Source organism: Comamonas sp. Z3, assembly GCF_008121565.1.
Classification (GTDB): Bacteria; Pseudomonadota; Gammaproteobacteria; order Burkholderiales; family Burkholderiaceae_C; genus Comamonas; species Comamonas brasiliensis.
The window spans coordinates 289272-307945 of record NZ_VOQU01000005.1 but is presented as its reverse complement, the minus strand read 5'-3'; the positions used below and the strand labels follow the sequence as shown (position 1 = coordinate 307945).

The window sequence follows — 18674 nt, the reverse complement described above, 5'->3', positions numbered from 1 at the left end:
TTGGTGCCTGGGGAGTGGGGGGACGATGCCGCGCATTGGCTGGGGCGTGCGCTGGCATCGGCAACCCTGCAAGACCTGCACCGGCAGTGGCAGCACGGGGCCAAGCTCTACCGCGTCATGCATGAGGGTGAATGCGTCGGGGCGTACCTGCTGCGCGTGGACAGCACGCCCAAAGGCCCGCAGGGCGTGATTGTGGCGGCGGCGGCAGAGCTGGACGGCGTGGACATGATTCAAACCTGCATGCCTGCCATTGAGGCCAGATTCTGCGGCGTGCGTTCGATTCGGTTCCATACCGCTAAACCGGCTGTCGCCCGAAAAATGGCCCGCATGGGCTACGGGCCGCAAGAGCTGATCTGCGTGAAGGAAATAGCGGCATGACAACGCGCCAAAAACTCTATGAACTCGGCATGCCGCTGGGCAATGGCGCAACGCGCGCCAAGCTGGGCGGCGGTTATGTCTGCGGCGGCGGCGGTGATTCGAGCAGCAGCCAAGCCTCAAGCACCACGGATAACCGCGTGGCGGTGCAAGACGGCGTAGGCCTGTCTGCGTCCAATGGCAATTGGATTGATGCCAGCCGAACCAGCAATTACGAGGCAACCACCAATTACACCAGCAACACCACCAGCAATGTGACCGTCACAGATGGCGGCATTGTGGATCGTGCGCTGGACAGCATCGACGTCAATAACGCAACCAATGCCGAAGGCTTTGCCAAGCTGCTGGACACGGCGGGCAGTTGGTTTACCCAGTCGCAAGGCCTGATAGGTCAGACGCAAAAAAGCGTAGCGGATGCCTACGCGCAAGCGCAGACCGAAGCCAAGGGCACCATTGATAACAAAACCATCATGGTGATTGCCGTGGCGGCAGTCGCCGGGCTGGCGTTCGTGAATAAGGCCAAGTAATGCGTACGCTATCGCAAATCGTCTATCCCGATCAAAGCTTTTGGCTGAACGGCACCGGGCGCTATATCCGCCTCATGGAAAGCGTGGGGCCGGTCAATCTGCGCGTGATTCGCCAGGGCCGCGTCGTCTATGACGCGCAAGCCGTGGAAGCCGGTTTCTACACCATGCCGGACGGCGGTTTTGATGCCGTCGAAGTCATGACGTTGGCCGGGCCGCAGTTGGTCAAGGTCGCTATTTCAGATGGCGACGGGGGTTATGACCGCTATACAGGCACCGTGAATCTGGCAACCGCCACGGCCATTGCAAATACCGGGCCGGTGCCCATTGGCGTGGCGTCCACGCTGCTGGTAGCAGCCAACGCAAAGCGCAAGGGGATTCGCTTTTTGAATAGCGGCACCACCATCATTTATTTGGGCGGGGTCGGGGTCGATCTGGTCAACGGCTGCTTGAAGATCGCGCCCGGAGAAATGCTGCTAGAAGCCGAAGCGCCAAGCGCTGCATGGTACGGCGTGAGCGAAGGCGGCGCGGGCATCGTCAAGGTGCAGGAGCTGATGGTATGAGCTTTATCTACAACGCCGGGACAAGCGGCATCTACAACGAAAGCGATGAATTTATGGCGGGTCAAATCGCATATTGCGCGGCGGGCGTAATCCCGTCTGGCTGGCTGGAATGCAACGGCGCAGCCATCAGCCGTGCAACCTATGGCACCTTGTTTGCAGCCATCGGCACCAACTACGGGGCAGGCGATGGCGCAACCACGTTCAACCTGCCAGACCTGCGCGGAGAATTCCTGCGCGGTGCTGACCGTGGGCGCGGTGTGGATGCGGGGCGTGCCATTGGCAGTGCGCAGGGCGATGCAATCCGCAATATCTCCGGTTCGATTACAACGGTGACGAAAACCAGCGTTTTCGAGGGTGCGGCAGGCGCTTTTACAGGTTCGTCCAATAAAAAATATGCGAATCTGCCATCCATTGAAAATCCTGATTCTCCTGTAATTTACCCGCAGACAGCGAATTTTGATGCGTCAACGGTCGTCCCAACTGCAGCAGAAAACCGCCCGCGAAACGTGGCCGTCCTGACCATCATCAAGTACAGCTAATCCGGGGGCCGCATGAAGCAAATCCACCACTACAGCGAAGCAACCGGCGAATACCTGGGCAGCAGCGATGCCTTTGAAAGCCCATTGGAGCCAGGCGTTTTCTTGATTCCGGCCTTTGCCACGGACATTGACCTACCCGAATTTGAGCCAGGCAAGGCGCTGGTATTCAAAGACGGCGCATGGACGCTGGTCGATGCGTAACGCCTACCTGATCGCAGCCGCTGGTCTGCTGGCCGCTGGTGCCTGGGTCATGTACCGCAGGCAGCAGGAGGCCGTCGATACGGAGGAGGGCAGCGATTGGGGCGGCGACACCTGGACGGACATTGAAAGCGCGTCCAACACCGTCACGCAAGGCGCGGCGGAAGTCATAGATAGCCTGACGGGGGGCAGTTTGAAACTATCCAATATGAGCCGCGTCACAGCGGCAGACGTGGCACATCCCAATGTGCGCGCCTTGCTGCGCGTCATTCGGCGCGGGGAGGGCACGGCAGACGAGGCCGGATATCGGCGCATCTTTGGCGGCCAGCTCTTTGAAGGCTTTGCCGATCATCCGCGCATCAAAGTCACCAAAGGCCGCTACACCAGCACCGCAGCCGGCGCCTATCAGGCACTGAGCAGCACATGGGACGAAACCGCGCGAATCATGGGCCTGGGCAGCTTTTCGCCGGCCAATCAAGACAAATTCGCGGTGGGCCGCATCGCTGCGCGCAATGCACTCGAAGACATCAAGGCGGGCCGCTTTGAAACGGCTATCAAAAAGATCGCATGGGAATGGGCCAGCATGCCGGGCAGTCCGTACGGTCAACCCGTCATCAGCATGGACACGGCGCGGGCCGTGTACGTGGACGCGGGCGGCAGCAGCTATTAAGGGGCAGTCATGGCAGTCAAAAAAGATGAAATGCTGGTGCTGGGCTTGGCTGGCGTGGCGGTCTACATGATCGTCAAGAGCCAGGGCATCAACCTGGGCGCAGCCGCCAAAAAAGCCATTGGCGGCACGGGAACCGGCACCGGCACTGGTGCGCTGGTCATTGGCAAGTCGCCCGCTACCAACTACTACAGCCCATGGTTCGGAATCACGGGAAACACCGGATACAACTTGTTTGATGGTGCCTTGGATAGCCTGGGATTCGGCGCTGACAACGTGACCGTGGGCGGCAACAAGGGAACCGGCACCGGCCTGGGCCTGTCGCTGGATAACTCCGGCCTGGGCATGACCTATGGCGGCGTTGAATCGAACGGCTGGAGCCTGTTTGGCGGCGGCGCGTCCGGGAGCTGGTAAGCCATGAAAACCCAGAACCTGTACCTAGTCGCAGGCGGCGTCGTTGCGGCGGCGCTGGTCTGGGCCGTCACAAGGGCCAGCAGCACCAGTGCCAGCAACGCGGGGCAATACATCGGCGGGGCCGTGATCGATCTTGCCGACGGCGTTGTGTCGAGCGTGGTCACAGGGGTCGGAGAAACGGTTTTCGGCATTCCAAAAACCAATCTGACCAAGTGCGAGCAAGCGAAGGCAGAGGGCCGGACATGGGACGCATCTTTTGACTGCCCAGCCGGCGATTTCATCAAATATCTGTGGAACTGAGGGGGAGACTATGGGCAAACTTTTGAATCGACTGCGTGAGCCGTCCACCTGGGCGGGCTTGTCCGTGCTGGGCGTCCTGTTCGGTGCGCCCGAAGGCGCTATGGATGCCGTGGGCCAGATCGTGGGTGGCGTGGCAGCTCTGGGCGCGATCGTGCTGGCCGAGCGCAAATGAGCCTGGAAGAAATGCGCCCCTTGATGGCGTTTCTCGCGCCCGCTGTGGCCGTGTATGCAGGCATACGGGCCGATCTGGCCCGGCTCAATGCCAAAGCAGACCAAGCGGCGCATGCAGCGGATACGGCACACCGCCGGATTGATGATTTAACCAAGGGAGGCAACCATGGCAAAGAAACGCCGCACGCCAGCGCGTGACAGCAAGGGCCGCTTTAAGAAGAAGCGCTGATGAAAGTGCCAGGATTCATACCGGGGCCAGCCGCGCTGGCCCGTGAGGCATTGATTGTGATGGGCGGGGCCATCATTGCAGCGGCAGTCATTGGACAAGTGCCTGCGCTGCGCGACTGGATTAAGAAACAGTGGGCCGGGACTCCGAACCCTCTGGGGCCGGGTTCATGAAAAAGCGCTAAGAGGTTCGGGAACCGGGGTAAGAAATGGCTCGTTGGCACTGCCGAACGGGCCATTTTTTTCGAGATAGCGGATTCGGGCCTCTAAATTCCCCACTTTTCTCCCGAGTGATTCACTCAACATTTTGTGCGTCTGCATCGCATTAAACAGCTCGCAATCAATCGTTTGCTGGCCGTAACTCGATTCCCAAAATAAAGCCAGCCGCACGGACTTGGGAGCCTTGTCGGTCTTTTTCCAGTGGTAAATCGTGCGCTCCGAAACCCCCAGATATTGGGCAAGGCGGCGCGGGTGTGGGTTGCCAAGGTGGGGCAAGAGCTGATTAAACGATGGCAGCGATTTGGGGGCGAAGTGCAGCATATGGGCGGGGGCGTAGTGGAGAAAAAAGCGATTGAATCCATGCCCGTAAAGCCGCGCAACGTGCTGCCAGCATCTGATAGATACGATGTATATTATGTTAAATAGCTTGGCCGTCAGGTTCAGGGCCAAGCTGCTGAAACGTAGATCGCTCCATTTTGTATAACGATCGCCCGAACGTCATGTGATGTTTCGTGCACCATCTCAAGCCAATCTCCCCCACCTCCACACGCTGCTAAACGACATCCATGGCGATATCGACCAGATAGCCCGCCACCTCGGAATCAGCGCTTCAACGCTTCGCAAGTACCGTGCTCAAGGGCAAGCGCCACGCTCTGTGATGCTTGCCCTTTTTTGGGAGTCCACCTGGGGCCGCATGACAGCCGACGCCGTAGCCTTCAACCACGCAGCAGCACACGCCGCACTGGCTGAAAGCCTGAAACGTCAGAACAAGCGCCTCATGCAGCAGATCGAGCTTCTGGAGGCCGAGCTTGCCCAGACCGAGGGCCACGCAGCCAATGCACCCATCTACCACTTTGGATAACGCTAGCGGCTTTCCTTATCGGCCGGCTGCTTTGGCTTTGCCATCTTTTTGTCCATCTGCTCTGAAAAATGCTTTATCCCGTCGAAAGCTATCTTCACGCGGATAGCGTCGTGGGTGATCAGTGCAGCCAGCACGCCAATGAAAACGCCCAGGGCTAGCCTGAAAACGTCTAGCACTGGGGTTCGCTCGTCTTTTGTGAAATGTTGCGTCATGGTTCCCTCCTGTTGCCGGAGTTTATCCAGACGCTGCAGCGGCTTCGCCGGTTTGTCTCTTAGGACACGGAGCGAAGGCCCGATCTTTGCCGGAAGCGCGCCACGCGAGCCAGCTCCATGTAACTGCGGGAGGTTCCGCATGCAGCCAGGTCGGTGTGACTGGCAATGCCTGATCGACGGTTGACATCAGGGGCGCGGCCCCCGATACCCCCAAAGAGCGGAGTAGCCAATGCCGCGAGCGGACGGCGGCACAATCACGCGAACAGCCGCGCAGGCGCGTCTGCATCGCGTGGGTGCCGCCTATCTAGCGCGACTCGAACACGGAGCGCACCTGCGCATTCCGCCTTGCCAGCCCCTGGCTGTAGCTGTCCTGCTGGACAAAATCGCCGCCCGCCGAATCCTTGCGCGGCTGCGGATTCGCCTGAGCAACAACTACCGTATTCGAGGCAGGCAGCCCATCTTTGGCCCTCAGTTGCTCTTGCGTTGTCTCAGGCACACGCCCTGGAAGGTCCAGCGGCCACATTGTCGCAATCTGCTGCCAGCCGCCCAGCGTCAAGCGCACAGACTGCCCCACCTGCATGACAGATACGCCCATATCGCGCAGCTGCATGAGCTCCAGGCGCTCAGTGACATGCGAACCGCCGTCAACCCATTCGACAACGCCCTGAGTCTTACCCTGAAACACGATCAGGCCGGCGAGCCTGATGCGCGATTTCTCCGTGAGCTGGACGAAATACTTTTCTTGAGGGCTGCGCTCGTCCGGTGGCGGTGGAGCCGGTGCAGGCTTCGCCTCCGGCTGATGGCTCACAGGCTGCGCTGGCGCGGGCTTTGCAGCCGCTGGTGCAGCAGCTGGTGCAGCAGCCTTTACAGGCTCTGGAGGCTTGAAAAACGCGTAGGTTTTCCAGATGCCAACACCGCCAGCAACCACGGCCAGCGGGAGCCAGAACGTGAAGAACTGCGACGACCAGATGGTCGAGCGCTTGTCCACCAGATCGCCTGTATTCGTGTCTTCTGACACATGGCTCGCGTAAGTGCCGAAGTACTTCTTGTCGTACTTGCGCACCTTGGTCGTGATCTTGTCGTACTGGTCGCCGCCCTTGCCCTTGTACACCGTGCAGCTGTACCGCGAGCCAGTACCCAGGCCCGTGAGCTTCAAGAACACCAAGCGCTGGTCAACACGACGCCGGAATAGCGCCAGGACGTCCGGCAGCGCCTGACCCATCAGCAGAATGTCGATACCGCGATGCCCGTGCTCAGTGACGAACTGGGTCAGCTCCTCCGAAGCCTTATGCCGATTGGGCCACCAGTTCTGCGCTTCATCGAACACGTGCAGCGCGTTGTCTCTAGTCTTCTGCAGCCACGGTCCATCCTTGGTCTGCTTCCACTTGCCCTCACCCTCTGACACGTTACGCATGTCATCACGCGTCAGCGGAAACAGCAGTTCTCGCACGCGCTCTACGGGCAGCTCTGCCGCTTCTGCGATCCGCTCATGGTTCAGGCCTTCGATGTACGCCACAACCTCCCGGCCCTTCTTGAGCGCCGGAATGATCTGGCTAACCATGGCCTCATAACTCTTGCCGGAACGCGGCAACCCCTCATGAAAAATGATTGCCATGGCTTACCACTGGAACAGAGTTACGACCTTGCGCATGAACCGGAAGCTGTACCCAGCCCCCACCACCATCAGCGCCTGCGGAATACCGGCCTGTGACGCATAGAACAGCACCGCGCTATCCATGCCACCCCAGACCGACGAAAGCCCGCCCTGCACCCATTCAGGCACCGGGATAGCCGTCAGCAGCGCCACGAAGCCGGACACGACTCCATCGAACACCGCAATAGCCGCGTCCTCTACGAAGTCCCACAGCGACGAGAAGACTTTGGCAACTAAGCCAAGAAGCCATTCCGTGAACTCTTTCAACATGGCACACCTCCCCTATTCGAACGCGATGCGGAACGCCATGAACGACGCGATGACCAGCAGAACGCCCTTGATGATCAACATGGCATCCAGCGCGAATGGCTGACACATAAAGTCGAAAGTCAGATCGGCATTGATGTACGGGATATGCCAGTTAGACACAGGGCACGCACCACCCGAAGCGACGTTGAAAAAGCCCGTGAATGCGCCGCCGATGCCCGAGCCTCTAAGGTCTGTGCTGGCCTTGCTGAGAACGCCCGCGAACGTCTTTTCTTTGGCCGTGTAGAACGTCTTTCCATCGACGTTGGCAGCAGCACCGCCGCACCCTTCATCGCTGGAATTTTTCTCGCACTTGCCCTTTTCCTTGTCTCCGTCCTCTTCACCATCCTCTTTGCCGCCGCTTTCGCCTTTACCGCCAGACCCACCGACACCGCCATTTGTGACCGTGTTTGTTGTCGTGGTGCTCGTGGTTCCACCCTTGCCGTCACCCTTAGTGACCGTCACCGTGGTTTCTGTCGTGGTCGAGCCGTCTGCATTTTTTTTGACCGTGGTCGTGGTTTCACGGTCGTTGCCCTCGCTGTCCTTGTCCTTTGTCGTTGTCTTGGTTGTCGAGGTCTGGTCTTTCTTGTCGTCAGGCTTTGACGCGGCAGTATCAGCATCCGCACCCTTAGCGCAGACGGTCTTGCCCTTGACCTTGCCCGCCACCTGACCCTCGCCGCAGGTATCAGGCGGAATCTCTGTGACTGGAATACCCTGCCCCACTTCGGCAGCAGAACCCGAGCATTCTTTGCCCGTCTGTATGTACTCGCCTTTAGCGTAGTAATGCTTCACGCCACCAACCAGTGCATTGCCCGCAGGAAACTCACCGTCAAACACCGTTTCACAGCCACCGACGCAAGCCATGATTGCCGGGCCGCCATCCGTGTTTTTTCCGGCGTCGAAATAGCCAGCACTCGATGTATTACCGAAGCGGCAGGAATTCACTTTTTTGCAGGACTTTCCATCCTGCTCATAGCCCGGATTGCAGCCGCACTGATCACCTGCAAGCGACGAATTCGGAGCCGTGCATAAGTAGCCGAAGAACTCATATACCAGCACTCGCAAAAGATCGTTCCCATTGCCATCTTTGTAGAAGCAGGCCCAAGTCTTATACGAATACGAAACAGCTTTTGTCTGCTCAGTTTTCCACGTGTCATCGCACGCCTGCTGTGCCGTCGGGAACTGCCTATCCATAGAAGCGCCATAGGTCACCCCGTAATCGGCAGGCCATGACGCATGCGCACCACCGGCAAAGAACGGCAACAGCACGAGCACCAGCAGACGCAGAAATTTAGACATGCCACCACCCCGCGATGACAGCACCACCACAAACGATTCCACAGAACAAAGCGAGCATGAGCCACATAACAAAATGGCCCGAGGTTTCCCCCGGGCCTACCGTTTAACGGCCAATCATCCCCAGCACCTTGTTGGCACCGTACTTTGCCGCCGTGGGCAGCACCTTGATAGCCGCGACCGCCAAAATCGCAGTCACCACAGTTGCCAGATCGATAGCGCCAGTCAGCGAAGAAAAGTCCATGTTTATCTCCCGAGGAAACGTAGTACCGCCCCGGTAGCCCACCCCGCAAGGTAGCAACCGACCACAAGAGTGAAACCCCACAACCAGGCGGCACCGAATTCGGCAGCCGTGGGGAATTTGATCGCCGTAACCATGCCGATTTCGGCACCAGTCACGAGCACAACCGGACATAGCTCCAACGACTCTGGCGGCACCTGCATAGGCACCACGACGCCGTTTGAGAACTCAGCGCAGATCAATTGGCAACCTCCGCCGTTTCGGTATCGAACAGGCCGGGAAGCCACTCGAATGGCCCCCCGACGTTTTTAAGCCTTCTGGGCGTTGTCCTGACGCGCACAAATCGCGTAAAACCGCCGCCCGTTGGTACGAACTCAGACCGTAGGAGCTCGCCTGTCTCAGCATTGAGATAGCCGCCTCCCGGCGCAGGTCTGAACTTGTCCCTGATCGAAGCATTGCCCTGCACATACGCAGGCCACAGAACCCAGCGACGGCAACCGCGGCCAACTTCATCAAGCCCACCAACACCACTGATCCGAGCGCCATGCGGAAACTTCCCTTCTGATGTGCCTTTGCTGGCGTACTTCATGAGGTAGGCAACGGGATGCGTTGCGCGTACCCGGTTTGACATGCCATGCGTCCACATAGGCGCTTGAAATGCGCCCTTCTTCTTCCAGGCGCTATCTGGCTTTGGAGGGGTCAGGCCGTTGTCCAGCCAGACGCAAACGTGGTAATGGATGACGCCGCGCTTTTGCAGCTCAGCGACCCAGACATAGCGAACCTTTTTGCAGCCGGTGCGGCTGTAATGCCACTTGCGCAGGCCATCGAGATAACGGCTGATGTGCTCTGCCCTCCAGTCGCGGTTTGTGCCGCGATACGTCAGCGTGAGCATCCAAACGCGTTGGTTTTTCTTGCCCAGGTTATGCAGGGCTTTGGCCGAGATACCCACGCTCTTTTGCATGCGGGTAATGCGGGCCTTTTGGTGGTCAATCTCTATGCTTTCGGAAGCCAAGAAATCAACAGCCGAAAGACCTGAATTTCCACTCTTGCAAGTTGTTGATAGTGAGACAAGCCCGCGCGCTTCGCGCGCTGCAGTGGCCTCAGCGAGCAGCGCGGCCATGCGGGCATGCTGGACGCGCGCATTGGCCTCAGAACGGGCCACGTAGCGCGCACGAGCAGCCTTCATGCGTGGAGAAACGCCCTTGTATTCGACGTGCGCCCAGGGCTCGAATTTCGACTCATCGAATTTGAATGGGCCCTGCGGCAGGGCTTCGACTCTCTCAATCCAGTTGGTCATCACCGCACCCCAACTTCGATCAGGTACACCGCATGACGACGCAAAGCGCAGTGCGCTTGGTAGCACTGCTGGTCGTAGTCGGGCGGGAGGTTTTTGCGAGCTGGCGGGAAGTCCAGCTCATGAGCGCGAGCGCGCAGATAGTCGAGGTATTGCGCCCCATTGCTGGGAGCGAACTTGAGCCTGTCAGGCACGGGAGCAATGCGGCCAATCTCACTCATGCGACCGCCGGAAAACGAGTGATCACCCAGAGGAAGACCACAAAGCAGAAGCCTACAAACGAATTGCAGGCGACCATTGCAAGGCCCAGAAGCGCGAAAGCGAGATCCAGGGGAGCCATCAGAAGCCCTCCCCACCGATAGCGTGATCACCGGCCCAGAACGTGGCCTCGCTGTATGACACAAGGTCGGTATCGACGTGCAGAGTAACCGTCACGCGGTCTGCCTTGACGCCGGGGGGCTGGTGTTCATTCCATGCAAAAAGGAGCGCCAAAAGCGCCCCTTGAGCCATGGCCTCGCGTGCTGCGGTTTCCATGGCAGCCCCTTAGACCTGTGCAGGCTTCGGAGTGGATTGCGGCTTGACCAGCCGAGGACGCACGGTGATATCGCCGTTGCGGGAAACCTCGATAGAGCTGGGGGCCAGGATGTAGTCACCAGCCGGATAGACCAGCGGATTACCCTGGTCATCCTTGTCCAGGATGATTTCAGTCTTCTCGGGGTACGGATTGAGCTTCCCGGTGCGGTCAAACGTGTGCACGTATGCCGTCTGGAAGTAGAGGTCGTATGGCTTGCCAGAGGTTTTGCCATTGCCGCGCATGTTGCGGGTCTCGGTCGACGTCACCGAAATTTTGATCATGTTGATTTCCTGGGTTGCATCACAATGTGTGATGAAGCCGGACGTTACAACATGTGATGCAGAAATCAAATAGGATTCATCACATGTCGTAGCGTTATCACAACATGTGATGGAGAAACTATGCAAACAACCATGGAACTGCTAGAGGCAGCCCTGCAAAAGAAGAATTCAACCGAATGGGCTGCACAACTGAAGCTCAGCGGGAACGCACTTCGCACAGCGAAGCACAGAGGAAATTTGAGCCCTGCAATTGCTGGGGCCCTGGCCGAGGAACTAGGCGAGGACCCACAAAAATGGATCGTGATTGCCGCGCTGGAAAGCGAGCGCGAAAGCGCGTGCAAAACGCGCATGGTGCGCAAGTTTCTAACGGGCGCGGCCCTTGCTGGAACGCTGCTGGGTGCAAGCGGTGCTGCTACTGCTGCTGTAGCAAACGTGGCTCAAGCGGCTGACGGTTTGTATATTATGTTTAATCACAAATGCTCGGCGTAGTTGTAGCACTACGCCCTTTCGCTGCCGCTCTCCCAAGGTTGGGCATGCCGAAAACTAGGTGATGTTTAGAGCACCTTACCCTGCACATTTGCCGCATCTGAAATACATCCTTGATGATCTGCGCTACAGCGATGCACAGCTCGCTAGGCTTCTAGACCTCAAGCCAGCGACCATCAAAAAATATCGGCGCGAGGGGCAAGCTCCACGCGCCGTTCATTTGGCATTGTTTTGGGAATCACGGTGGGGAATTTCGACCATCGACGCGATCGCCTTCAATCATGCAGCGGGCAACTACGCACTAGCCGAATCACTCAGTCGCACAAATGACAGGCTTGTCAAGCAAATCTTGACCATGGAAAGGAGCTTGCGAGGCATAAAACCGCACCCGCAAACGCTCCAATTTTCCAAATCGGCTAGCAACTGATACGAAATTGGCGGTCTCGGGCTTCTTTTCGTGCGGCCCTGACGTCATCAAGCTTCTTCATCCCGCATGCATTTACTCGGCACTCGGCATCAAGCACTCGAATCTGCTGCTCAAGCATTTGGCATTCGCTCGGAGTTGAAGAAGCAGATCGAGAAGCCACTGGAACGACTTGCTCAGCAGCTATGGCGTGGGCTTTATCTCTCTGCTGTCTGGCGATTGCCACCTGCTCTTCCCAAGATACGTGGGCAGGAACACGTGCAATACGATCCATAAAACGGCCGTTTGCTGAGCACGGCACACTCTCCCATGTGAGTCGGTCTTGAAAGTCTTTACAGAGGTAGACTTCCTTTGTCTCCGACCTATCAACCGGACTGCTGCTCTGTTGCACTATCTGTTGACCACCCTCGCAGGGTGCATTGCTGTAGGTATTTCCACATCGAAAGATCTGGCCTGGAGATTGCGCGCGGGGTGCCTCAGGAGCTGTAGCTTTTGGCGCAGCCACAGTTGGCTCAGGCGGCCTAACGACAGTTCGTTGAGAAGCCGCCCCAGAAGGACCCTTAAGAAATCGCAGGATCTCAGACTGATACCTGCATGCAAGTGCGGCGATTAGAAGCACCGAGATCGTGAGAATGAACTTCCCCAGAAAGCTCATTTCACTGCGGCCACTCGTGAATGGATTATCACGAGGGTCTCTTCTGGCATTCAGGTTCTCGTCGTAACGCTCTCTCCAATAATCTCTGTCTTGTATTCCCATACATCCCCCTCAGTCGGGATCATAGGACAGAGCGCCTCTACCGGTTTTCAGCGTTGGCTAAAAGCGCGGCGGCATCTCGCCATAGATTTCCATGAACCTCTTATGCGCAGCAGCATGGGCATTGGCGCATGTCAGCGTCATCTGATCTGCCTGACATGCAGGCGATGGCCTGTATATCTGCTTCCATGCCGCCCGGATATCTGCCTCATGCTGCTGCCTTTGAGCCGCATCAGCAGCTCGCAGCCCCTCTCTTGCGGCTCTCTCACTTGCAGCGGCCTCACGACGCTGACGCTCTTCTTCAGCTTGCTTTCGTGACAACTCCGTTCGCTGCTTCGCTTGCTTCTGCATCTCGGCAGTCGCCTGCCGAAGTGAATATTCGACCTCCCATGCCATGTATTTGGTGTAGGCCAGTGCTGCCAGAAGTCCACCAATGAAGACGCCTAGTGCTATCTTGAGCACGTCAACAAAGAATGTGCTTTCCTTCTCATCGGCCATATAACGAGCCATAACCACTCCCCTCCTCTTTTCCGAATCATAGGACAGGGGTGCTCCCGCACGACTCCCCCAAAAAAAAGAGCACTCTTCGGTGCTCTATGTTCTCGCCGCACGCCGTCAGCTGCCCGTGACACATCGCGCCCAGCACCATTCCCCGGAGTTTTCGCCTCTTCGGCCACGCTAAATCAGGAGCGGCCAGCGGCCTTGTCCTTTCTCCGGGGGTATTCATAAAGCTTCCCCACTCCGAAACGCCATCCTGATACCGCTAAAGGCACGGCGATGAACTCGGGGGCACAGTGCAAGCAAGGGACAGTTAAACGGGTAGCAGACAGTTGACGACCCGGACCTGAATCTAGTGGCCCGGTACACCAGAAAGGCGGCACATCATGGCAATCGCAGCAAATTTCAGGAAGTATGCAGAGGCAATGGCGCAGCAATTGGTGCTGCCTTTCGGCCGTCCTGTCTGGAACACATCGTGCCCCAAAACGCGTCTCGGCCGCGAGATCCGCTCATCCATCACCAAGGCCATGAAGGTGGGCTGCCTGATTGAATACCCGGCAGTCCCTGCAATCCGCCAGTGGTGGAAAGATGCTCAAACTCACGCACGAGCTTTCATCAAGTTTCCAAAGGAAGGGCAGCTCAAGCTTAGCCTTCTGAAGGTGTCTCACGAAGTCATTGGCAGCAGGCTCTCGTCTAACCACGCGGGGATCAGAGCTCTGTATCTGCCCCTATTCATATACAGCTCCTAACCTGCTGGCAAAATGGTGACCATGCGATTCCTCCACACGATGCTGCGCGTTGGCAATCTCCAGCGCTCTATTGATTTCTATACCAACGTCATCGGCATGCAATTGCTGCGCACGTCCGAAAACACCGAGTACAAGTACTCGTTGGCCTTTCTCGGCTTCGAAGGCGGAAACCCAGGTCAGGCGGAGATTGAGTTGACCTACAACTGGGGCACCGAGAGCTACGACATGGGTACGGCTTACGGTCATATTGCTCTGGGCGTGCCCGATGCCTATGCCGCCTGCGAGAAGATCAAGGCTGCTGGCGGCAATGTGACCCGTGAAGCAGGCCCCGTCAAAGGTGGCAGCACGGTGATAGCTTTTGTGACGGACCCTGACGGCTATAAGATCGAGTTGATCCAACGCAAGGACGATCTGGGTATCGGCACCGGTCTGCGTTGATTTATCTTCTCCAGATTCCTGGATTCCTGGAACGAGCGGCACCTGGTTGCCGCTTTTTTCATGCCTGAGCGGGCTACCTATCGTCCAAACAGGGGTTTTCAGTCATTGGCCGCTATTCAAGACTCCGTGCTCAAACATATATCCGGAGACAGGCAATGAGTGATGCGATTCTGGCCCAACTTCAGCAGCGTTTGCGGTATCTTGAAGATATCCAGTCGATAACAACGTTGAAGGCTCGATACTTGCGGGCCTGCGATCAAAAGCAGCCGAACGCCATGCGTGAGTGCTTTGTGAAGTATGGCGCAGTCATCGAAGCCGACGGCTTTCCGCCTTTTTCGGATCGCGAAGAATGGGTTGCAACCTTCACCAGGCTGGCGGTTGCCAACCCTTCCATTCAGGATATGCATCACGGTCACAACCCTGAGATCCGCTTTACAGGTGCTGATAGTGCCAAAGGCCTGTGGGATCTGGATTTTTGCCAGATCAATGTCAAGGAACGCACCATCGTCAATCTCTGCGGCCAATACAGCGATGAATACGAACGCATCAACGGGTGCTGGCAGATCCGTTCCATGCGCTTTGCGCGAAGATCGGTTGTCATGCGTCAGGTCGATGCCGGCGGCATTGAACGAGTCCTCGCTCTGGGCCAGCCTCCGGCAGCCGGGTTCATTGAAAGCAGCTGATTGAGCCAGTTGCGAACAGCTAAAAAGCCCGGTACAGCGGATGCCGTATCGGGCTCTGGGTCAGAGTGCCGGGCTGAATCAGTCGGCCAGAATCACTTCCACGCGGCGAGCTTCGGCGTTGGAGCCATCGGCCTGGGTTTGCTCTGGCTTCTTCAGCTCGACCTTGTCTTCCGTCACGCCCAATGCCATCAGGGCGGCCTGGACGGCCTGGGCACGTTGCTTGGCCAGCTCGGCATTGATTTCAGCACTGCCGGTTGCATCATGGAAACCGGAGATCACGGCGCGCTTGCCTTCGGCCACGCCCTTGACCACGTCGCTCAGCGCTTCATTGGCACCAGCGGCCACCTCAGCCTTGCCCGAGACAAAGTAGAACTTGACCACGCCGTTTTCCACGATCACGCGGGCGGTTTCTTCAATCACCACCACTGGCACATTGGTTGCGCTGGGTGCGGACACTGCGGCTTCCGTCTTGGGTGCATGGGAAATACCGCGCTTGTAGACGACGGTGCCGACGACGGTGGAGACAACCAGAGCAATCAGGGCAAATAGAAAACCCAGGGCAAAGCGTTGTTGGCTATCGTCGTCAGAGCTGTTGAAGGACATGGATGAAATCTCCGTATTTGCGGGTGATTATGAAAGTACGAAACCTGTATTCATGACGCTTTGGGGCCCGATTCCAAGTGTCCGGCCGACAAAGCGACAAAATCACGCATTCTAGAGGCTTGCCGTGAAACGCCCTAACGGCGGCTCCGGCTGCAATCGCAAAAAAGATTCAAATCTCGGACGTTTCACCGCGGGTAAGCGTTGCTTTTACGCCTTCGCGCATGTACAGGTGCACCGACGGCGCGCCAGCGCGTTATACATCAAAGTCAATTCAGTCCTGAATCCGGTTTGAGGAGTTTCCATGTCCGCCCTGCCCTTGTTGAACCATTCCATGCGTGATGCTGACCAGATGCTGGAGCGGGCTCTGGCGCAGTGGGGAGGCGACGAGGATTTGTGGATTTTTGGCTATGGCTCCCTGATCTGGCGTCCCGAGTTCGACTTCAGCGAACGTCGCTCGGCCCATGTCCATGGTTGGCACCGTGCTCTCAAAATGTGGAGCACCATCAATCGTGGCACGCCCCAGGTGCCAGGCCTGGTGTTCGGTATGCTCTCTGGCGGCAGCTGCCAGGGGATGGCCTTCCGTATTCCGCGCAACCAAGGCGACACCGTGATGCGCAAGCTCTGGTTGCGCGAGATGCCCAATGCCGTCTATGACCCGCGCTGGCTGCCTTGCCGCACGCCCCATGGTGCCGTGAAGGCCCTGGCATTCACGCTCTCGCGCCAAAGCCCGCACCACACCGGCGAGCTGGCGCCGGATGAATACCGGCGCATCTTCTCTCAGGCCCAGGGCATATATGGCACAACACTGGACTATGCCCAGGCCACTTTTGAGGAGCTGCAACGACTGGGTATCGACGACAAGGCACTCAAGCGCCTGTTGGCCTACGCAGATTTCCAACAAGTCGGTTGCCGGTCTTTTGCTGCTATTTGAAGCATAGCTAACAGCGCTTTGCTGTATTGGGCTACAGGGCAAAAACACTTGAAATTCTGACGATCCGGGGCACAATGCCCTTTTGAATTCGGAAAGATTGCCATGTCCTCCAACCGTGTTGCCTCCCTCTTTTTGCACCCTGCCTGGGCAGGTCTGACGATTGTTGCAAGCCTGGCCATGACAGCCTGCTCAACGAGCAGCAACACGGCAGCGCCCTCTTCTTCTGAAGCAGCTCCAGCGGCAAGTCCCGGGAAAGGCGTGCAGTCGATTGCACGCCTGGAAGCCACCAAGGGCAGCCAGGTAACGGGCACGGTGCAGTTCTTCCCGCAGCCTGACGGCAGCGTGCGAGTAAGAGGCCGTGTGGAAGGGCTGGCGCCGAATACCGAGCACGGCTTTCACGTCCATGAAAAAGGCGACTGCTCGAGCGGAGACGGCTTGAGCGCCGGCGGCCACTTCAACCCGGGACAGCAGGCACATGGCAAATTCGGCGACAGCAAGGCCCATCACATCGGCGATTTGCCTAGCCTGGATGCTGATACCCAAGGCGTGGCAGTTGTCGATTTTGTGAGCAAGGAACTCAAGCTGGACAGAGGCAGCAACGGCATTCTGGGTCGATCGCTAATCGTGCACAACGATCCGGATGACTACACGACCCAGCCGACTGGCAATTCCGGCGCGCGCCTGGCTTGTGCCGTGATCGAACGCGGAGCCTAAGCCTGTCATTGCCTGGAAAATGAGTGGCGAGCGTGCATTGGAAGGACAAGGCCAGGCAGCCAGAACCTGGCCTTGCCTGATAGACGAGCTCGGTAAATTTAAAGGCTACCGAATCAGACCTTCCCTCAGGGGCTTTTCGACAATCAGGAATTGCGCTGCTGCCAGATCCTGCGCGCCTCTTCCAAGGCCTGCACGGTGTCCACATCAAGCACGCAGCCTATGTCATCGCAGTCCCAGCGCTGCAGACGCTGATTCTCCGCCGCGTTGCGCACGATGGAGGCTGCGCCCAGATCGCCACTCAGCTCAGCAAGTTCCTGCGCGGCGGCACGACTGAAAGCCACAGGATGGCCCTTCTGGCCCTGATAAAAAGGTTGGATCACACGCCGCTCACGACTCTCCAGCTGTGCCAGCTGCAAAGCCAGTTGTTGCAGCGTGCTGGCTTGAATCAAGGGCAGATCTGCAGGCAGGATCAGCCAACCATTGGCGCCGGCTGTGGCCTTGACGGCCGCTGCAATGCTGTCGCCCATGCCAGGATGCGGCCCGCGTTCCAGATGCCAGGGCAGACCGGAGGCCTGCACTGCAGCCAGAGTGTTTTGCAGAACGGTTTGCAGGCCCAGCATGGCTTGAAGCTTGTGGCTGGTGCCGCCTGATGCGAGAAATCGATCGCCTCTGCCCGCAGCGAGAACCAGCACACAAGGCTGACCTGGATCGATTGAGGGAGCGCGCAGCACTTCTTGATTCATATTGCCGCCGAGCATAACGCCAGCTTTGACAGCGGGGCACAATACGCGCATGAGCAGCCTATCTTCATCCATTGCCGATCTGCGCAAAAGCTATGAACGCGCAGAGTTGAGCGAATCCGCTTCCGACCCCAATCCCCTGCAGCAGTTCGATCAATGGCTGCAGGAGGCTGTCAGTGCCCAGGTACCCGAGCCCAACGCCATGACCGTGGCAACCGTGAGCGAAGACCTGCGGCCCAGCACGCGCATCGTGCTGATCAAAGGCTATGACGAACGCGGCATTGTCTGGTACACCAATTACGACAGCCGCAAGGGCCGGCAACTGGCAGGCAATCCATTCGCGGCCCTGCAATTTCACTGGGTGGAGCTCGAGCGCGTGGTGCGCATCGAAGGCCGTGTGGAAAAAGTCAGCGCCGAGGAAAGCGATGCCTACTTTGCCAGCCGCCCGCTTGACTCCAGGATTGGTGCCTGGGCCAGTCCGCAAAGCCAGGTCATCAGCGGCCGCAGCGTGCTTGTAGCCAATGCCGCCAAATACAGCGCGCAGTTTTTGCTCAATCCTCCCCGGCCTGCTCATTGGGGCGGTTTCCGTCTGGTGCCCGAGCGTTGGGAGTTCTGGCAGGGGCGCAAGAGCCGGCTGCATGACCGCCTGAGCTACCGACAGGAAGGTCAGCAGTGGATTCGCGAACGGCTGGCGCCCTAAGGTTTGATGGGTCTGTCATGAAAATGGGATGGCGCCTGG

General features: G+C 58.1%; 32 protein-coding genes. 19 read left to right on the top strand and 13 right to left on the bottom strand.

The window, feature by feature from the left end; translation table 11 throughout:
- Positions 1–3 precede the first annotated feature (3 nt).
- The 10 genes from FSY59_RS16725 to FSY59_RS16685 are packed head-to-tail and all read left to right on the top strand — an operon-like array spanning position 4 to position 3949.
- Positions 4–378 carry a hypothetical protein gene (locus tag FSY59_RS16725; RefSeq protein WP_148729372.1) on the top strand — a complete coding sequence of 125 codons (375 nt, stop codon included), beginning with the start codon at positions 4–6 and terminating at the stop codon, positions 376–378.
- Entirely contained in the window at positions 375–902 is a 528-nt protein-coding gene (locus FSY59_RS16720; RefSeq protein WP_148729371.1) for a hypothetical protein, read from the top strand. Before FSY59_RS16725 ends, FSY59_RS16720 begins: the two co-directional genes overlap by 4 nt.
- Positions 902–1462 (top strand): hypothetical protein, encoded by a 561-nt coding sequence (locus tag FSY59_RS16715; protein ID WP_148729370.1) that lies wholly within the window; start codon positions 902–904, stop codon positions 1460–1462. Before FSY59_RS16720 ends, FSY59_RS16715 begins: the two co-directional genes overlap by 1 nt.
- The gene (locus FSY59_RS16710) at positions 1459–2001 is read left to right on the top strand and encodes a phage tail protein (RefSeq protein WP_255439527.1); all 543 of its coding nucleotides are present in this window, start codon (positions 1459–1461) and stop codon (positions 1999–2001) included. Before FSY59_RS16715 ends, FSY59_RS16710 begins: the two co-directional genes overlap by 4 nt.
- Before the next feature lie 12 nt (positions 2002–2013).
- Positions 2014–2202, top strand: a complete 189-nt coding sequence (locus FSY59_RS16705; RefSeq protein WP_148729368.1) for a hypothetical protein — start codon at positions 2014–2016, stop codon at positions 2200–2202.
- The gene (locus tag FSY59_RS16700) at positions 2195–2869 is read left to right on the top strand and encodes a glycoside hydrolase family 104 protein (RefSeq protein ID WP_255439526.1); all 675 of its coding nucleotides are present in this window, start codon (positions 2195–2197) and stop codon (positions 2867–2869) included. Before FSY59_RS16705 ends, FSY59_RS16700 begins: the two co-directional genes overlap by 8 nt.
- Before the next feature lie 9 nt (positions 2870–2878).
- On the top strand, positions 2879–3280 hold the full coding sequence (locus FSY59_RS16695) for a hypothetical protein (RefSeq protein ID WP_148729367.1): 402 nt from the start codon (positions 2879–2881) through the stop codon (positions 3278–3280).
- A gap of 3 nt (positions 3281–3283) precedes the next feature.
- Positions 3284–3580, top strand: a complete 297-nt coding sequence (locus FSY59_RS16690) for a hypothetical protein (RefSeq protein WP_148729366.1) — start codon at positions 3284–3286, stop codon at positions 3578–3580.
- Positions 3581–3590: 10 nt separating this feature from the next.
- Positions 3591–3752 carry a hypothetical protein gene (locus FSY59_RS27390; RefSeq protein ID WP_187427933.1) on the top strand — a complete coding sequence of 54 codons (162 nt, stop codon included), beginning with the start codon at positions 3591–3593 and terminating at the stop codon, positions 3750–3752.
- Complete coding sequence (locus tag FSY59_RS16685; RefSeq protein ID WP_148729365.1) at positions 3749–3949, top strand: hypothetical protein; 201 nt, start codon at positions 3749–3751, stop codon at positions 3947–3949. The genes FSY59_RS27390 and FSY59_RS16685 overlap by 4 nt, the downstream gene beginning before the upstream one ends.
- A gap of 195 nt (positions 3950–4144) precedes the next feature.
- On the opposite strand, the gene FSY59_RS16680 is transcribed toward FSY59_RS16685, so the two are convergent.
- The gene (locus tag FSY59_RS16680) at positions 4145–4645 is read right to left on the bottom strand and encodes an AlpA family transcriptional regulator (RefSeq protein ID WP_148729364.1); all 501 of its coding nucleotides are present in this window, start codon (positions 4643–4645) and stop codon (positions 4145–4147) included.
- A gap of 208 nt (positions 4646–4853) precedes the next feature.
- On the opposite strand from FSY59_RS16680, the gene FSY59_RS27710 reads away from it, so the two are divergent.
- Positions 4854–5057: a hypothetical protein gene (locus tag FSY59_RS27710; protein ID WP_238554110.1), complete on the top strand. Its 204-nt coding sequence runs from the start codon at positions 4854–4856 to the stop codon at positions 5055–5057.
- Positions 5058–5059: 2 nt separating this feature from the next.
- Here the strand turns inward: FSY59_RS27710 and FSY59_RS16670 are convergent, their stop codons facing one another.
- The 9 genes from FSY59_RS16670 to FSY59_RS16635 form a co-directional block, all read right to left on the bottom strand.
- Complete coding sequence (locus FSY59_RS16670; protein WP_148729363.1) at positions 5060–5269, bottom strand: hypothetical protein; 210 nt, start codon at positions 5267–5269, stop codon at positions 5060–5062.
- A 304-nt stretch (positions 5270–5573) separates the two neighbouring features.
- The gene (locus FSY59_RS16665) at positions 5574–6884 is read right to left on the bottom strand and encodes a zonular occludens toxin family protein (protein ID WP_148729362.1); all 1311 of its coding nucleotides are present in this window, start codon (positions 6882–6884) and stop codon (positions 5574–5576) included.
- Between the two features lie 3 nt (positions 6885–6887).
- The gene (locus tag FSY59_RS16660) at positions 6888–7193 is read right to left on the bottom strand and encodes a hypothetical protein (RefSeq protein ID WP_148729361.1); all 306 of its coding nucleotides are present in this window, start codon (positions 7191–7193) and stop codon (positions 6888–6890) included.
- Positions 7194–7205: 12 nt separating this feature from the next.
- On the bottom strand, positions 7206–8528 hold the full coding sequence (locus FSY59_RS16655; protein WP_148729360.1) for a hypothetical protein: 1323 nt from the start codon (positions 8526–8528) through the stop codon (positions 7206–7208).
- Positions 8529–8631: 103 nt separating this feature from the next.
- Complete coding sequence (locus FSY59_RS27385) at positions 8632–8769, bottom strand: hypothetical protein (RefSeq protein ID WP_167332955.1); 138 nt, start codon at positions 8767–8769, stop codon at positions 8632–8634.
- A gap of 235 nt (positions 8770–9004) precedes the next feature.
- The gene (locus tag FSY59_RS16650; RefSeq protein WP_255439520.1) at positions 9005–10063 is read right to left on the bottom strand and encodes a hypothetical protein; all 1059 of its coding nucleotides are present in this window, start codon (positions 10061–10063) and stop codon (positions 9005–9007) included.
- Entirely contained in the window at positions 10063–10281 is a 219-nt protein-coding gene (locus FSY59_RS16645; RefSeq protein ID WP_148729359.1) for a hypothetical protein, read from the bottom strand. The genes FSY59_RS16650 and FSY59_RS16645 overlap by 1 nt, the downstream gene beginning before the upstream one ends.
- 118 nt (positions 10282–10399) lie before the next feature.
- On the bottom strand, positions 10400–10594 hold the full coding sequence (locus tag FSY59_RS16640) for a hypothetical protein (RefSeq protein WP_003055233.1): 195 nt from the start codon (positions 10592–10594) through the stop codon (positions 10400–10402).
- Positions 10595–10603: 9 nt separating this feature from the next.
- Positions 10604–10915, bottom strand: coding sequence for a single-stranded DNA-binding protein (locus FSY59_RS16635; RefSeq protein ID WP_148729358.1), 312 nt, complete (start codon positions 10913–10915; stop codon positions 10604–10606).
- Positions 10916–11035: 120 nt separating this feature from the next.
- Here FSY59_RS16635 and FSY59_RS16630 point away from each other — a divergent pair, with 120 nt between their 5' ends.
- Positions 11036–11404 carry a hypothetical protein gene (locus FSY59_RS16630; protein ID WP_187427932.1) on the top strand — a complete coding sequence of 123 codons (369 nt, stop codon included), beginning with the start codon at positions 11036–11038 and terminating at the stop codon, positions 11402–11404.
- 61 nt (positions 11405–11465) lie between these two features.
- On the top strand, positions 11466–11828 hold the full coding sequence (locus FSY59_RS27545) for a hypothetical protein (RefSeq protein WP_148729357.1): 363 nt from the start codon (positions 11466–11468) through the stop codon (positions 11826–11828).
- 811 nt (positions 11829–12639) lie between these two features.
- Here FSY59_RS27545 and FSY59_RS16620 read toward each other — a convergent pair.
- Positions 12640–13089, bottom strand: coding sequence for a hypothetical protein (locus FSY59_RS16620; RefSeq protein WP_148729356.1), 450 nt, complete (start codon positions 13087–13089; stop codon positions 12640–12642).
- A gap of 374 nt (positions 13090–13463) precedes the next feature.
- Here FSY59_RS16620 and FSY59_RS16615 point away from each other — a divergent pair, with 374 nt between their 5' ends.
- The 3 genes from FSY59_RS16615 (at position 13464) to FSY59_RS16605 (ending at position 14947) form a co-directional block, all read left to right on the top strand.
- Complete coding sequence (locus FSY59_RS16615; protein WP_148729355.1) at positions 13464–13826, top strand: hypothetical protein; 363 nt, start codon at positions 13464–13466, stop codon at positions 13824–13826.
- A 21-nt stretch (positions 13827–13847) separates the two neighbouring features.
- Positions 13848–14264, top strand: a complete 417-nt coding sequence (gene gloA, locus FSY59_RS16610) for a lactoylglutathione lyase (RefSeq protein ID WP_029158360.1) — start codon at positions 13848–13850, stop codon at positions 14262–14264.
- A gap of 155 nt (positions 14265–14419) precedes the next feature.
- Complete coding sequence (locus tag FSY59_RS16605) at positions 14420–14947, top strand: nuclear transport factor 2 family protein (protein ID WP_148729354.1); 528 nt, start codon at positions 14420–14422, stop codon at positions 14945–14947.
- Between the two features lie 78 nt (positions 14948–15025).
- On the opposite strand, the gene FSY59_RS16600 is transcribed toward FSY59_RS16605, so the two are convergent.
- Positions 15026–15550 carry an OmpA family protein gene (locus FSY59_RS16600; RefSeq protein WP_148729353.1) on the bottom strand — a complete coding sequence of 175 codons (525 nt, stop codon included), beginning with the start codon at positions 15548–15550 and terminating at the stop codon, positions 15026–15028.
- Between the two features lie 301 nt (positions 15551–15851).
- Here FSY59_RS16600 and FSY59_RS16595 point away from each other — a divergent pair, with 301 nt between their 5' ends.
- Together FSY59_RS16595 and FSY59_RS16590 are read left to right on the top strand one after the other, a co-directional pair.
- Positions 15852–16481: a gamma-glutamylcyclotransferase gene (locus FSY59_RS16595; RefSeq protein WP_148729352.1), complete on the top strand. Its 630-nt coding sequence runs from the start codon at positions 15852–15854 to the stop codon at positions 16479–16481.
- A 102-nt stretch (positions 16482–16583) separates the two neighbouring features.
- A complete protein-coding gene (locus tag FSY59_RS16590) occupies positions 16584–17195 on the top strand; it encodes a superoxide dismutase family protein (protein ID WP_148729351.1) in 612 nt (203 codons plus the stop codon).
- Positions 17196–17338: 143 nt separating this feature from the next.
- On the opposite strand, the gene FSY59_RS16585 is transcribed toward FSY59_RS16590, so the two are convergent.
- Entirely contained in the window at positions 17339–17953 is a 615-nt protein-coding gene (locus FSY59_RS16585) for an NTP transferase domain-containing protein (protein ID WP_050874886.1), read from the bottom strand.
- 34 nt (positions 17954–17987) lie between these two features.
- On the opposite strand from FSY59_RS16585, the gene pdxH reads away from it, so the two are divergent.
- Positions 17988–18635, top strand: coding sequence for a pyridoxamine 5'-phosphate oxidase (gene pdxH, locus FSY59_RS16580; protein WP_003055245.1), 648 nt, complete (start codon positions 17988–17990; stop codon positions 18633–18635).
- The last annotated feature ends 39 nt before the right edge of the window (positions 18636–18674 follow it).